The 13,769-nt window shown below is 67.1% G+C and carries 13 protein-coding genes; 11 read left to right on the top strand and 2 right to left on the bottom strand.

Annotation, left to right across the window (positions count from 1 at the left end; genetic code table 11):
* Nucleotides 1-91: 91 nt before the first annotated feature.
* The 10 genes from AC59JP_RS19525 (at nucleotide 92) to AC59JP_RS19480 (ending at nucleotide 10,745) form a co-directional block, all read left to right on the top strand.
* Nucleotides 92-1,480, top strand: a complete 1,389-nt coding sequence (locus AC59JP_RS19525; RefSeq protein ID WP_497327462.1) for a condensation domain-containing protein — start codon at nucleotides 92-94, stop codon at nucleotides 1,478-1,480.
* Nucleotides 1,477-2,931, top strand: coding sequence for a condensation domain-containing protein (locus tag AC59JP_RS19520; protein WP_497327461.1), 1,455 nt, complete (start codon nucleotides 1,477-1,479; stop codon nucleotides 2,929-2,931). The genes AC59JP_RS19525 and AC59JP_RS19520 overlap by 4 nt, the downstream gene beginning before the upstream one ends.
* Nucleotides 2,912-4,276 (top strand): condensation domain-containing protein, encoded by a 1,365-nt coding sequence (locus AC59JP_RS19515; protein ID WP_497327460.1) that lies wholly within the window; start codon nucleotides 2,912-2,914, stop codon nucleotides 4,274-4,276. The genes AC59JP_RS19520 and AC59JP_RS19515 overlap by 20 nt, the downstream gene beginning before the upstream one ends.
* Before the next feature lie 46 nt (nucleotides 4,277-4,322).
* On the top strand, nucleotides 4,323-4,556 hold the full coding sequence (locus tag AC59JP_RS19510; protein WP_497327459.1) for an acyl-CoA carboxylase epsilon subunit: 234 nt from the start codon (nucleotides 4,323-4,325) through the stop codon (nucleotides 4,554-4,556).
* A 33-nt stretch (nucleotides 4,557-4,589) separates the two neighbouring features.
* Complete coding sequence (locus AC59JP_RS19505; protein WP_497327458.1) at nucleotides 4,590-5,255, top strand: Maf family protein; 666 nt, start codon at nucleotides 4,590-4,592, stop codon at nucleotides 5,253-5,255.
* A 41-nt stretch (nucleotides 5,256-5,296) separates the two neighbouring features.
* A complete protein-coding gene (locus AC59JP_RS19500; protein WP_497327457.1) occupies nucleotides 5,297-6,181 on the top strand; it encodes a sulfurtransferase in 885 nt (294 codons plus the stop codon).
* Nucleotides 6,178-6,594: a SufE family protein gene (locus AC59JP_RS19495; RefSeq protein ID WP_497327456.1), complete on the top strand. Its 417-nt coding sequence runs from the start codon at nucleotides 6,178-6,180 to the stop codon at nucleotides 6,592-6,594. Before AC59JP_RS19500 ends, AC59JP_RS19495 begins: the two co-directional genes overlap by 4 nt.
* 85 nt (nucleotides 6,595-6,679) lie before the next feature.
* A complete protein-coding gene (locus AC59JP_RS19490; RefSeq protein WP_497327455.1) occupies nucleotides 6,680-8,122 on the top strand; it encodes a condensation domain-containing protein in 1,443 nt (480 codons plus the stop codon).
* A gap of 131 nt (nucleotides 8,123-8,253) precedes the next feature.
* Nucleotides 8,254-10,044, top strand: coding sequence for an acetyl/propionyl/methylcrotonyl-CoA carboxylase subunit alpha (locus AC59JP_RS19485; RefSeq protein WP_497327454.1), 1,791 nt, complete (start codon nucleotides 8,254-8,256; stop codon nucleotides 10,042-10,044).
* On the top strand, nucleotides 10,041-10,745 hold the full coding sequence (locus AC59JP_RS19480; RefSeq protein ID WP_497327453.1) for a haloacid dehalogenase type II: 705 nt from the start codon (nucleotides 10,041-10,043) through the stop codon (nucleotides 10,743-10,745). Before AC59JP_RS19485 ends, AC59JP_RS19480 begins: the two co-directional genes overlap by 4 nt.
* Here AC59JP_RS19480 and AC59JP_RS19475 read toward each other — a convergent pair.
* Both AC59JP_RS19475 and AC59JP_RS19470 read right to left on the bottom strand, forming a co-directional pair.
* Nucleotides 10,742-11,140: a hypothetical protein gene (locus AC59JP_RS19475; RefSeq protein WP_497327452.1), complete on the bottom strand. Its 399-nt coding sequence runs from the start codon at nucleotides 11,138-11,140 to the stop codon at nucleotides 10,742-10,744. The genes AC59JP_RS19480 and AC59JP_RS19475 overlap by 4 nt on opposite strands.
* A gap of 30 nt (nucleotides 11,141-11,170) precedes the next feature.
* Nucleotides 11,171-11,734, bottom strand: a complete 564-nt coding sequence (locus tag AC59JP_RS19470) for a nucleotidyltransferase family protein (protein WP_497327451.1) — start codon at nucleotides 11,732-11,734, stop codon at nucleotides 11,171-11,173.
* 118 nt (nucleotides 11,735-11,852) lie between these two features.
* Between AC59JP_RS19470 and AC59JP_RS19465 the strand changes: the two genes are divergently transcribed.
* On the top strand, nucleotides 11,853-13,763 hold the full coding sequence (locus AC59JP_RS19465; RefSeq protein WP_497327450.1) for a solute carrier family 23 protein: 1,911 nt from the start codon (nucleotides 11,853-11,855) through the stop codon (nucleotides 13,761-13,763).
* Nucleotides 13,764-13,769 lie beyond the last annotated feature (6 nt).

The raw sequence follows: 13,769 nt of genomic DNA, 5'->3' as shown, positions 1-13,769 counted from the left end.
TGATCACTTATTGTTTGTGCCCTACCGTTACCGGAGCGAAGCAGAGCACCCACACCGATGTGGCCCGGAGGGAAAGGGACGTACATCGAGCATGGAATTCACGGAGTTGGCCGACTATCCCTTGCCGGCGGGCATTCTCACCGAGTGGACGCCCACCGCACGGGGCGCATGGAGCGAAGACGAGCGACCGCTGGCGTACACCCACGAGGCCCACTGCCGTCACAGCATGGCGGCGAGTGCCGACCCGAACTCCGAGGCAGCCTGGATCGGTGCCGCCTTCGAAATCCAGTCGGGCTACGACCCCGACGCCGTGCGCCGCGCCCTGCGCGCGTGGACCGTCCGCCACGAAACGTTCCGATCGACTGTCGCCGCGCAGGAGGGCGGTGAGCTGACACGGCTCACGGTGCCGAGCGAGCGAGTGGACATCGAATCGCACACCGACGGCGACATTCGTTCCGGCACGGCGATACACGATCATCTCGTCCGATACTTCGGATCCAGGCTCTCGCCCTTCCGGTGGCCCCACTGCCTCGTCACCACGGTCCACGATCCCGAGCACGACCGGTTTCTTCTGATCTTCGCGGCCGACCACTCCGTCATGGACGCGTACTCGATGCTGCTGGCGGTCAGCGAACTTCGCCGGCTCTACGAGTTCGAGCGCCACGGAACCGATCCCCGTCTCGCGGAGATCGGCAGCCACGTCGACTTCAGCGCCGTCGACAGGCATCTCGGCGACTCGGTCACGAACGACCACCCCGCAGTCGAGACATGGTCGACCTTTCTACGCTCGGCCGCACCCGCCGCGCCGACTTTCCCCGCGTTTCCCTTGCCCGTGATCGCCGACCGCTCCGCGAGCACATCCTCGCACCAGAGCAGCCTGTCGTCGTGGTTGCTCACCTCCGACCAGACGGACGCGTTCGCGCGCACGTGCCGGTCACACGGTCACGGCATGCAGTCCGGTATCCTTGCGGCACTGGCGATGACGGGACGGCGCCTCACCGACGACGACACCCTGAAATTCGTCATGCCGATGCACACCAGGTACGAGCCGCGCTACGCCCAGTCCGTGGGCTGGTACGTGGGCGTGGTCCCCATCGAGGTGACCATCGACCCGGACGCGTCTCTCACGCAGTGCCTGCCGGCGGCGACGTCGGCAGTCGAGGACGTCAAAGGCCTGGCGCGACTGCCCTACTCGAAGATCGCCGACATCCTCGGCGTCACCGACACACCGCGGTTCGTCGTGTCCTATCTCGACCTGCGTCACACGCCGGACTCGGACCGGTGGGCCGGCTGGCGCGCACGCACACTACGAGGTGCTGCCACGTCGGCCGACGAAGTCTATTTCTGGATCCTCCGGACGCCGTTGGGACTGAACGTCTCCGCACGGTTTCCCAGCAACGAGACGGCCTCGCGCAACGTTCACCGATTCGTCGCGACATTGGCGTCGACCGTGCGCAGCACCGTGATGGCGGACCGATGATCATCACCGCGATGAACAACTGGAGACCCGCGCCGGGTGTCCTGGTCGAATGGCATCCGACGGCGCGCGCCCGCGAACTCGCCGACGCCGCGCCCGTCGACGAGACTCCCCCGTCGTTTCTCCAGGACGGGCACATTCGGTCGTACCACGCCAAACACGAGGCGGGAGAACGGCATCGGGCGTACCTCGGTGCATCCACCGAGGTGGACGCCGACCTCGACGAGGCCGCGCTCACCCGCACGCTGCAACGCTACGTCCGCCGACACGAAGGTCTACTCACGACGTTCTCGGTGGACGGGGCCACGGTGACACGTCACCTGATCGACACTGCTGCCGTCGAATTCGAGGCGACGGACGTCGGGTCTGTCGACGACGACGCCGAGTTCAGGAGCTACGTCGACGCCCGCTTCGGACGTGAGGCGACACCGATCGGCTGGCCCGGCTTCTGCGTGGGCGCCGTCCGCCGCCCCGGGAGCTTCACCCTGTATTACGGGGTCGATCACGGATTTTCCGACGGCGCCTCACAAATCCTGGTGATCTGGGAACTGGTCGACCTGTACCTATCCGAGACGGAGGGCACGGAGGCGGCGGACACGGCCGAGATCTCGCAGAGCTTCCTCGAGTACGTGCGGCGTGAGCAACACGCGGCCGCGGCCGTCTCTTCCGACTCTCCCGCCGTCGCCGAGTGGACGCGGATCCTGTCCGAGCGCGGCGGCGCCATGCCGCGCTTTCCGCTCGACCTCGGGCTGGCACCGGGCGAGACGGCTCCGGTTCGTCCGGTCGAGCTCGACCTGCTCGACGCGACGGACGCCGACGCCTTTGCCAAGATCTGCCACGACTGCGGAGCGCGCACCAACGGCGGCATTTTCGCGGCGATCGCGATCACGGACTACGAACTCGCCGGTGTGCGGGACTATTTCGGCATCACGGTACTCAGCACCCGCGGACGCGATTTCGCCGTCTCTCAGGGGTGGTTCTGCAACTTCGCACCCGTGGCCTTCGACGTGACCGGTTCCCGGACGTTCACCGAGCTGGTCGCCGTCGCTCAGGAGGGCTACGCGCGCGCCAAGGCCATCGCGAACGAACCCGTCCACGCCGTACTGGGGACGTTGATCGCGTCCGGCGTGGCCGGCCCCGACGTCGCGTCCAGCCCGAACCTGCTCTCCTACATCGACTTCCGACGTTTCCCCGGCGCGGGGTCGCCGACGGACGATCGCGCCGTGCTCTTCACCGGTGAGGGACGCACGGCGAACGCGTCGATGTGGATCAATCGGGACCACCGTCACCTGTATCTGGGCTCGCAGACCCCCGACACGGCTGTGGCGCGCGAGAACATCGAGCGCTATCACCGTCACCTCGCCGCGGTGTTCACCGCCGTCGCTCGCGACGGCGACTACGTGCTCACCGATCCGAACAACACGAAGGGCGCCCGTGCAGGTCACCACGATTGACCAAGTCGACCTCGACCCCGGGCGGTTTCTGCGGTGGACTATCGGCACGAGCGGTCCCGGTCCGGACGTCTCGCCGGTGCCGCCGTCCTTCAATCAGCTGTGCCACCTCGACGACACCGACGGTGGAAGCACCTGGCTCGCCGCGACATTCGACGTTCACGGCCACGTGGACGAGGACGCGCTCACCCGCGCCTTCACCCTGCTGACCGCCCGGCACGGCTCGCTGCGCAGCGCGTTCGAACGCGCTGCCGACGGCGGTGTGCGGCGATTGCTCTTCGCACCCGAGTCGATCACGCTGGATCGTCGGGAGCCCATCCGGACGTCGACACCGGCGCGGACGCGTGAGGTGGTGTGGGCGGCGCTCAACCGGGAGTGCCACCCGTTCGCCACACCTGCCTACCTGTGGGCGGCTCTCGATCGAGCGGATCGGTCCACGGTCGTGTGCGGTTTCGATCATGCATACATCGATGCGTATTCGGTGTCGCTGATCGTGCACGATCTGCATCGGCTCTACCGCTTCTGCCTCGGGGACGGCACGTTCGACGCACCGACCGCGGGAGACTTCGTCGATTACTGCGCCGAAGAGTGGACGGCCGACGTCGTCGACCCCGACGATCCGCGCATGCGGTCGTGGCTGTCGTTCTTCGAGACGCACGCGAACACCCCGCCGCCGTTCCCGCTCGATCTCGGTGTCGCGGACGGCGCCACCCACCCACAGGCAGTCGATCTGAGTCGACTTCTGGGGTCGGAGGAGACTCGGCAGTTCGAGGAGTTCTGCCGCTCCAACGGCGCCAGCCTCTACGCCGGCGTTCTGTCCGCCATGGCGCATGCCGTCCGGCGCCTCGGTGGTGGACGCTGCCTGTCGCTGCTGTTTCCCCTGCACACCCGAACCGACGAGAGATGGCAATCCGCCGTCGGCTGGTTCACCACGAACGCTCCGCTCGACGTGGTCACCGCCGACGAGTTCGTCGACACCGTCCGAACCACCGGACCTGCACTCCGGCACGCTCTCACCCTCGGGTCCGTCCCCCTGCCCCAGGTCATCGAGACCATGGGCGGACTCGAACGGGCCCGCAAGGACATCTTCATGGTGTCGTACGTGGACTACCGACGACTGCCCGGCAACGAGGACCACCGCCGTCTCGGCGCGCGGCACATCTCGAACGTCACAGTCGCCGACGACGCGCAGTTCTGGATCTCCCGCACGGACGACGGTGTGGCGATCCGCAGCCGCTTTCCCGACACCTCGACGGCCCACGACACGGTCTCGCGGTTCCTCGCGGAAACGTCCGCCGTGCTCGCGGAGGCTTCGGCCCCGGAACCGGCGGCGTCCGTCGTGCACTAAAGTCGGAGCGAAACAGACAGACGTGTTCAGAAGGCAGAGGTGGGTTGTGACTGCAGTCGAGGATCGCTCGAAAACGACAGGTGACGACATCACCATCGTCTCCGGGTCGCCCACCGACGACGAGATCGCAGCCCTGGTCGCCGTGATCGTGGCCGCCCGTTCCGCGTCGAGCCGGGCCGTGCCGGACTCCTGTCCCCGCGATCTGTGGGGCCTCCCCGCCAACCAGCTCCGCAGCGGAATGCCGTTCACTCCCTTCGCATTCGGGGTCGGCGCACCCTGACCGGGGCCTTCCTGTGACACGTCTGGTGGACCGGTGACACGTCTGGTGCTGGCGTCCCAATCGCCCGCGCGACTGGCCGTTCTTCGCGCCGCCGGAGTCGATCCGTACGTCCGAGTGTCCGGCGTCGACGAAGACGCCGTGGCCGCGTCGCTGGGCGAGCACGCGACACACGAAGAGACCGTCACCGCTTTGGCCGAGGCCAAGGCTGCGGTGGTCGCCGAGTCCCTGATCGACGACATTCTTTCCTCTTCCGGCGCAGTCGACTTCACCTCCGCGGTCGTGATCGGGTGCGATTCCATGCTGTCGATCGGCGGCGACCTTGTCGGCAAACCGGCAGACGTCGACACCGCCCGCACTCGCTGGTCGCAGATGGCGGGTGGCTCGGGACGACTGCTCACCGGGCACGCCGTCGTCCGCGTCGACGACGGAGTCGTCACCGATCGTGCCGGCTCTCATTCGTCCACCACGGTCACCTTCGGCACTCCGTCGCCGGACGACCTCGAGGCGTACCTCGCGTCCGGTGAGCCGCTGAAGGTGGCGGGCGCGTTCACTCTGGACGGTCTCGGCGGCTGGTTCGTCGACCGGATAGACGGCGATCCGTCGTCGGTCATCGGTATCGGACTTCCACTTCTGCGCCGTCTGCTCGTCGGGGTGGGCGTCACGGTCGCCGACCTGTGGTCCGCCAACTCACCCCGGTAGGCTCGACTTCACGTCATGCCCGCACTGCTCAGGAGTCGACCGTGCCCGTCGCGCCAGATGCCAATCCCGCTTTCTCCTCCTACGCCCACCCCGAGCGACTGGTCACCACGGAGTGGCTCTCCGCCAACATCGGCTCGACCGGCCTTCGCGTCGTCGAATCCGACGAGGACGTCCTCCTCTACGACGTCGGGCACATCCCCGGAGCGGTGAAGATCGACTGGCACCTCGACCTCAACGATCCGGTCACCCGCGACTACATCGACGGCGCCGCGTTCGCAGATCTGATGAATCGCAAGGGAATTGCGCGTACCGACACCGTCGTGATCTACGGCGACAAGAGCAACTGGTGGGCGGCGTACGCGCTCTGGGTGTTCACGCTCTTCGGTCACGAGGACGTGCGACTGCTCGACGGAGGTCGTGACGCGTGGCTGGCCGAGAACCGTGAGACCACCCTCGACGTGCCCGAAACAAGTGCGTCGGACTACCCGGTCGTCGAGCGTAACGACGCAGCCATCCGCGCCTTCAAGGACGACGTGCTCGCCCACCTCGGCAACGGCCCGCTCGTCGACGTACGCTCGCCCGCCGAGTACACCGGCGAACGCACCCACATGCCCGACTACCCGGACGAAGGCGCGCTGCGCGGCGGACACATCCCGTCGGCCGTGTCCATTCCGTGGGCGAAGGCCGCTGCGCCGGACGGCCGCTTCAAGTCCGCGGACGAGCTCCGCGAGGTCTACGCCGACGTGGCCTGCGACAGCGAGGTCATCGCGTACTGCCGCATCGGCGAACGGTCGTCGCACACGTGGTTCGTCCTGACTCATCTGCTCGGGTACGACAACGTGCGCAACTACGACGGCTCGTGGACCGAGTGGGGCAACGCGGTGCGGACGCCGATCGCCACGGGTGCGGAGCCGGGCACCGTATGAGCGGGCTCCCCGCAGCCCTGGCAGAGATCGTCGACGACTTCGCGGCCGTGGAGGGGCAGGACAAGATCACCATGCTGCTCGAGTTCAGCAAGGAATTGCCCGAGCTGCCTCCCGAACTCACCGAAGCGGCGATGGAGCCGGTTCCGGAGTGCCAGTCCCCTCTGTTTCTGGCGGTGGACGCGTCCGATCGCGATCACGTTCGGTTGCACTTCAGCGCCCCGGCGGAGGCGCCGACGACACGCGGATTCGCCTCGATCCTGCAGCAGGGTCTGGACGGGCACTCGGCCCAGGAAATACTGGGTGTGCCGGACGACTTCTACACCGAGCTCGGCCTGGCCCAATCGGTGAGCCCGCTGCGCCTGCGCGGCATGTCGGCGATGTTGAGCCGGGTCAAGATGCACCTGCGCGCCTGACGGGCTCCGCGCGGCTTTGTGCAGACATACGCCGCAGCGACTAGCATTCGGGTTTCACCGAACGGATGCGAAAGGTCGGCGCCGCGTGGAATTCACCGAACTGGCCGACTACCCCATACCCGCCGGGACCATCACCGAGTGGATTCCGAGCGTGGGTCCGCACGCGTCGACGCCCGAGACGGCCGGCTGGCAGGACGATCCGCGTCCCACGTCGCACGTTCACGAAGCGCACCTGCGCAGGACGCTCGCCAACCCGACTGCGGGACGTGAGTCGTGGCTCGGCACCGCGTTCGAATGCCCGGCGCCGCTGAACAAGAAGGCGTTCCGATCAGCCGTCCTGGCGTGGATCGATCGTCACGAGGGCATGCGCACCAACGCGTCGATCGACCCGGACACCGGTGTACTGTCCCGGGTCACCGCTCCGGTCGGAGCAACCGACATCTGGGTGATCGAACAGGACACCACCACGCGCTCCGACGAGGTCTTCGAGCACCTGCAGCACCTGTTCGACGAGTACACCTCTCCCCTGGCCTGGCCCTCCTACGCGTTCGTGACTCTCGAGCCGGCCTCCGAGACGGAGACCTTCACCGTCTTCTTCGCCGCCGACCACTCGATCATCGACGGACTGTCCGTGGTGCTCATCGCCCACGAGCTCACCATGCTCTACGACGAAGCTCGCACCGGTGAGCCCGCCGGCCTGTTCGGCACCCGCAGTTACCTTGACTTCGGCGTGGCCGAGCGCGCTGCGATCGCCGATGTCGGCAACGATCACGTCGCCATCACCGAGTGGGCGCGCTTCTTCGACCGGTGCGGGGGCCGGTTCCCACCCTTCCCCGGCGACATCGGCGAGCCCGCCGGTCGAGTTGCACCGCAGGGTGGGTTGTCGGCGTGGATTCTCGACACCCGCGAAGCCGACGCGTTCTCGATCGCCTGCCGAAAGATGGGTCAGGGCCTCTTCGCCGGGCTGATGGCGGCCATGGCCATGGCGGCTCTGCAGTCGTCGGGCACCACTCGTTTCGCCACGGTGACTCCGGTGCACACGCGATACGACCCGTCGTGGGCCGCCTCGCTCGGGTGGTTCGTCGGAGTCAGCCCGCTCGCGTTCGACGTCGACGAGTCGGACACGTTCGGTGACGTCATAGAGCGAGCCCAATCGGAGGTGGCGCGCGTCAAGGACGTGGGCCGGATCCCGCTCGACGTCGTGCTGGACCGGCTCGGCGTGACGTCCGACCCCGAATTCGTCGTCTCGTTCATGGACGTGCGGTTCGCACCTCACGCCGACCGGTGGCCGTCCATCAACGCGCGGGCCCTGCGCAGCCGCAAGTACGACCACGACGTCTACGTATGGCTGAACCGGACGCCGCAGGGCCTGAACGTCGCGGTGCGGTTCCCGAGTACCGAGCAGGCCAGCAGTGCGGTGCATACCTTCGTCGGCGCATTGCGCAGCGTGCTGAAGGTCGTCGCCGCGAGTGGCCGGGCCGCCGCGGTCGATCGCTTTCCCGACGGCGCGTTCGTTACCGGTCGGTAGCTCGGTTTTCACGCGCGTCATCGGCGATCCCCTGTCGGGGCGCCGACTTTCACCACCTACACTCCGAAACGAGTAGTTGTCAGTCCGCGCGCAGTCACGCGGATCCGTCCACGTCGTCACAGGAGGCACCGTTGCCCAGTCATGCCAGCGCGCACATCACCAAAGTTCTCGTAGCGAACCGCGGTGAAATCGCAGTACGCGTGATCAGGGCTGCAGCCGATGCAGGCCTCAAGAGCGTCGCCGTGTACGCCGAGCCCGATGCCGATGCCCCCCACGTTCGACTGGCAGAAGAAGCATTTGCGCTCGGTGGTCAGACCTCCGCGGAGTCCTACCTGGCCATCGACAAACTGATCGACGCCGCCGCCAAATCCGGCGCCGACGCGGTGCACCCGGGCTACGGATTCCTCTCCGAGAACGCGGACTTCGCACAGGCCGTCATCGACGCCGGTCTGATCTGGATCGGACCGTCGCCCCAGTCGATCCGCGACCTCGGTGACAAGGTCACCGCCCGCCACATCGCGACCCGCGCGAAGGCCCCGTCGGTGCCCGGCACCTCGGAGCCGGTCAAGGACGCCGACGAGATCCTCGCGTTCGCCGACGAGCACGGACTGCCCATCGCCATCAAGGCGGCGTTCGGCGGCGGCGGACGAGGCATGAAGGTCGCGCGCACCCGCGAAGAGATTCCCGAGCTGTTCGACTCCGCCACCCGCGAAGCGGTCGCGGCGTTCGGTCGCGGCGAGTGCTTCGTCGAGCGCTACCTCGACAAGCCCCGCCACGTCGAAGCTCAGGTCATCGCCGACCAGCACGGCAACGTCGTCGTCGCCGGAACGCGCGACTGCTCGCTGCAGCGTCGCTTCCAGAAGCTCGTCGAAGAAGCTCCCGCGCCGTTCCTCACCGACGAGCAGCGCGAGCAGATCCACTCGTCGGCCAAGGCGATTTGCCGCGAAGCCGGGTACTACGGCGCCGGCACCGTGGAGTACCTCGTGGGCCAGGACGGACTGGTGTCGTTCCTCGAGGTCAACACCCGCCTTCAGGTCGAGCACCCCGTCACCGAGGAGACCTCCGGCATCGACCTCGTGCTGCAGCAGTTCCGCATCGCCAACGGCGAAGAGCTGTCCATCAAGGAAGATCCCACACCGCGCGGACACTCCTTCGAGTTCCGCATCAACGGTGAGGACGCCGGCCGCGGCTTCCTCCCGGCGCCCGGCCCCGTCACCTCCTACTCGGCCCCGTCGGGTCCGGGTGTGCGCGTGGACTCCGGTGTCGAGTCGGGCAGCGTCATCGGTGGTCAGTTCGACTCCATGCTGGCGAAGCTGATCGTCACCGGCGCCACTCGCGAAGAAGCTCTCGCCCGCTCGCGCCGTGCGCTGGCCGAGTTCGACGTCCAGGGACTCGCGACGGTCATCCCGTTCCACCGCGCCGTGGTGTCGGACCCCGCCTTCATCGGCAACGACGAGGGCTTCTCCGTGCACACCCGGTGGATCGAAACCGAGTGGGACAACCAGGTTCCCCCCTTCACCGGTGGCGCCCCCATCGAGGAGGACGACGCCCTTCCTCGCCAGAGCGTGGTCGTCGAGGTCGGTGGCCGACGCGTCGAGGTGTCGCTGCCCGGACAGTTCTCCGTCGGGTCCGCACCCGCCTCGGACGGCGCCGTTCGTCGCAAGCCGAAGTCGCGCAAGCGTGGAGCCGCCGGCGGCGCAGCAGCCTCCGGAGACGCGGTTACCGCTCCCATGCAGGGAACCGTCGTCAAGGTTGCCGTCACCGAGGGCCAGGAAGTTGCCGAGGGTGACCTGATCGCCGTCCTCGAGGCGATGAAGATGGAGAACCCCGTCAATGCTCACAAGGCCGGTGTCGTCACCGGACTCTCGGTCGAGCCCGGTGCCGCCATCACACAGGGAACCGTTCTCGCCGAACTGAAGTGACGCTCCGGGCGGCTCTGTTCGACGTCTTCGGCACGGTCGTCGACTGGCGTAGCGGCATCGCGCGCCACGTCGACGAATGGATGGGCGCCCACGGTCATACGGGCGTCGATCCGTTCGCGTTCGCCGACGAGTGGAGATCGCGGTACGACCCGTCGATGCGGGAGGTCCGTGAGGGCCGCCGCGACTTCGTTCGCCTGGACGTCCTGCACCGGGAGAACCTCGTCGAGGTCCTGCACAGTCATCGGATCACCGCGCCGGACGACGCAATCGATGCCCTGAACGCGTCCTGGCACGACCTGCCCGCCTGGCCCGACTCCATTGCCGGGATCACGAGGATGAAGTCGTCCATGATCGTGGCGCCGCTGTCGAACGGCAACGTGTCGTTGCTGCTGAACATGGCCAAGGCGGCGGGGATTCCGTGGGACGCGGTGCTGGGCGCGGAGGTCGCGCGCGCCTACAAACCGACGCCCGACGCGTACCTCCGGACGGCCGACATTCTGGGACTCGCGCCCGCAGAGTGTCTGATGGTGGCCGCCCACAACTCGGACCTGCTGGCCGCGCAGCAGTGCGGGTTCGAGACGGCGTTCGTGCGCAGGCCCACCGAGCACGGTCCGGAGCAGACGACCGACCTGGAAGCCGACGGGCCGTGGAACGTCGTGGTCGACAGCCTGGAGGATCTGGGCACCGCGCTGGGTTGCTAGACGCGACGCGCGACCCGTCGAGATCCGAGGTGTGGGTGCACGATCAGAAACACCCCGGCCGCCGTGAGGACTACCTGAACGGTCGGTGCGTGCACTTCGAGGACGATGATCTGCCAGAGAACCCAACCGACCGTCAGGACACCGATTCCGACCACCGGACGGGTGGTGTTCGGAAAATCGACGAGGATGGCGGCGCCGCACACGAGCGGCGCAATCCCCAGGGCAACCAGAACGAAGAGTCCCGCCCAGCGATAGTCCCAGGTGTGCCACGCGGGCAACATGTCCACACGCAGTCCCAGGGTCCGCCCGGACGGGTCCGACACCAGGGCGGTTCCGTTGAACAGGCCGGCGGCGCCCAGTGACATCAGCACAGCGCCGTCCAAAGCCTTTCTCATACCGATGAATCGACCGCAGCGGACCGATCGTTACGGTTCGGGGTCGTCGGGATAATCGTGATCCGTGCCGTCCGCCAGGTCGTCGCACGGCACCGCGACGACATCGCGGCGGCCCGAGAGGAACGCCCGCGCTCCCTCGTCGCCCACCGCGACCGCAGCCGCGTCCGACCACCATCGCCGCGCCATCACGACCGGGTGGCCGGGAGCGTCGCCGAACCGGGCTCGCGCAAGACCGGACGCCGAATCTGCCGCCTTCGCAACGACTCTGCGCACCACGTCGGCACCGACGTCCGGCGTGTCGACGGGCATGATCACGGCGTACTCGGACGGCAGATCACGGCACGCCTCGAGGCCGAGCCGTAGCGACCCACCCATTCCGTTCGACCAGGCGTCGTTCACCACGGCGATCACGCCGTCGGGCACGTCGACCACCGCGGCGCCCATCACGACGAGCACCGTCTCGCATTCGCCCAGTGCGTCGATTGCAGCCCTGAGCCATCGTCCGTCGTGCGCTGTCACCTTGGGCATGCCGTACCGGCTTCCGGCCCCCGCGGCGAGTATCAGGCCACAGGTACTCGTCACGCCCGCGCTCACGGCACCAGTATCGCGTCTCGAGTCGCGGTAACGGCGTCGATGGTCGATTCTGGTAGCTATTCATTTCCTCCTGCAGCGTGGCAGGGGTCGGGCGAACAACCTGCGTGAGGCAACTGCCATGTCGTCTGAAGCTCCAGTACGCGTCAAGAAGACCCATCCGGTCGACGAGGTACTTCCCGCACCCAAGCTGGCCGCGTACGGATTCCAGCACGTCGTCGCCTTCTACGCCGGTGCCGTCCTCGTTCCCATCATCATCGGCAGCGCGATCGGCCTGACCAACGAGCAGCTCATTCATCTGATCAACGCCGACCTGTTCACGTGCGGCATCGCGTCGATCATCCAATCGGTCGGCTTCTGGAAGGTCGGCGTCAGACTTCCTCTGCTGCAGGGTGTCACGTTCGCCGGAGTGTCCCCCGTGATCGCGATCGCGATGGCGAACGGCGGCGGAACGGACGGACTTCTCTACGTCTACGGCGCGGTCATCGTCGCCGGACTGGTCACCTTCTTCGTCGCGCCCTACTTCAGCAAGTTGCTGCGATTCTTCCCACCGGTCGTCACCGGCACCGTCATCACCATCATCGGCGTCGCGTTGCTCCCGGTGGCGGTGAACGACGCCGTCACCAATCCCCGCACGCACGAACAGGATCCGACCAACGGCCGGTGGATGGCCTACGCCATCGGCACGCTGCTGATCATCGTGCTCATCCAGCGATTCTTCAAAGGTTTCATGGCCACCATCGCCGTCCTGCTCGGACTCGTGATCGGGTCGGCGGTCGCGTTCGTGTTGGGAGACATGAACTTCGACGGGACGGCGGATGCGTCCTGGGTCGGTTTCACTCAGCCGTTCCTCTTCGGCGTCCCCAAGTTCAGCGTGGTCGCCATCATCTCGATGATCGTGGTGATGCTCATCATCGCGGTGGAAACCACCGGAAGCGTGTACGCCACCGGCGAGATCGTCGGCAAACGGATCAAGAAGGAGGACATCGCGGCCACCCTGCGAGCCGACGGCGTCGCCACGGTGATCGGTGGAACCTTCAATTCCTTCCCCTACACGGCGTTTTCGGAGAACGTGGGACTGGTGCGCCTGACCGGAGTCCGCAGCCGCTGGGTGGTGGCGACGGCCGGCGGCATCATGATTCTCCTGGGGCTGCTGCCCAAGACGGCCGCCGTCGTGGCGTCCATCCCGGCGCCGGTCCTGGGCGGCGCCGCCCTCGCCCTCTTCGCCACCGTGGCCGTGGTCGGCATCCAGACGCTGTCGAAAGTCGATTTCACCGATCACCGCAACCTGATCATCGTCGCCACCAGTCTGGGACTGGCCATGCTGGTGACGATCCAACCGACCGTGTCCGAGGGTGTGCCCGACTGGCTCTCGATGTTGTTCGGCAGTGGCATCGTGCTGGGCGCGGTATCCGCGATCGTGCTCAACGTCCTCTTCTTCCACATCGGACCGAACCGCGGTCAGGCCGTCGCCGGTGAGCCCGGCCGGGCGATCACCCTCGACCAGGTCAACGAGATGACCCCGGAGAAATTCGCCGACACCTTCGGCGGTCTGGTCCAGGGCACGCCCTGGGTCGTGGAACGCGCCTACGAGAGCAGGCCGTTCGCGGACGCCCATGCCCTGCGGGAGGCATTTCAGGAGTCGCTCCTCGCCGGCACCACCGAGGAACAACTGGACTTGATCCGGGCCTTCCCCGACCTCGGCAGCGAAGATCCCACCGGCCTCGCCTACGCGCGGGACCACGTCTCGCTCAGCAACCTCGACGACGACCAGCACGGCAGCGTCGTCGAGCTCGCGACCGCATATCGAGAGCATTTCGGTTTCCCGTTGGTGATCTGTGCGCGCGAGACCGAACGCTACGACCGGGTCCTGAGCAACGGCTGGTCGCGCATGGAGAACTCCGAGAGCGCGGAGCGGTCGTTCGCGATGATCGAGATCGCCAAGATCGCCAACTACCGATTCGACGACCTGGTGGCCGACGCCAATCCGATCTCGGCCGCTCGTTTCGGTCGTATGGGCGAGCTGAGCTGATCTGTG

It is taken from the genome of Rhodococcus sp. 320_ES, from assembly GCF_059691855.1.
The sequence above is the reverse complement of the archived record's forward strand: the minus strand, read 5'-3'. Positions and strand labels throughout refer to the sequence as shown.

What these genes read in the sequence shown, in the direction of transcription:
- AC59JP_RS19520 (WP_497327461.1), top strand. Translation starts at nt 1,477, where the DNA reads ATGATCATCACCGCGATGAACAACTGGAGACCCGCGCCGGGTGTCCTG.
- AC59JP_RS19525 (WP_497327462.1), top strand. Translation starts at nt 92, where the DNA reads ATGGAATTCACGGAGTTGGCCGACTATCCCTTGCCGGCGGGCATTCTC.
- AC59JP_RS19495 (WP_497327456.1), top strand. Translation starts at nt 6,178, where the DNA reads ATGAGCGGGCTCCCCGCAGCCCTGGCAGAGATCGTCGACGACTTCGCG.
- AC59JP_RS19465 (WP_497327450.1), top strand. Translation starts at nt 11,853, where the DNA reads ATGTCGTCTGAAGCTCCAGTACGCGTCAAGAAGACCCATCCGGTCGAC.
- AC59JP_RS19475 (WP_497327452.1), bottom strand. Translation starts at nt 11,140, where the DNA reads ATGAGAAAGGCTTTGGACGGCGCTGTGCTGATGTCACTGGGCGCCGCC.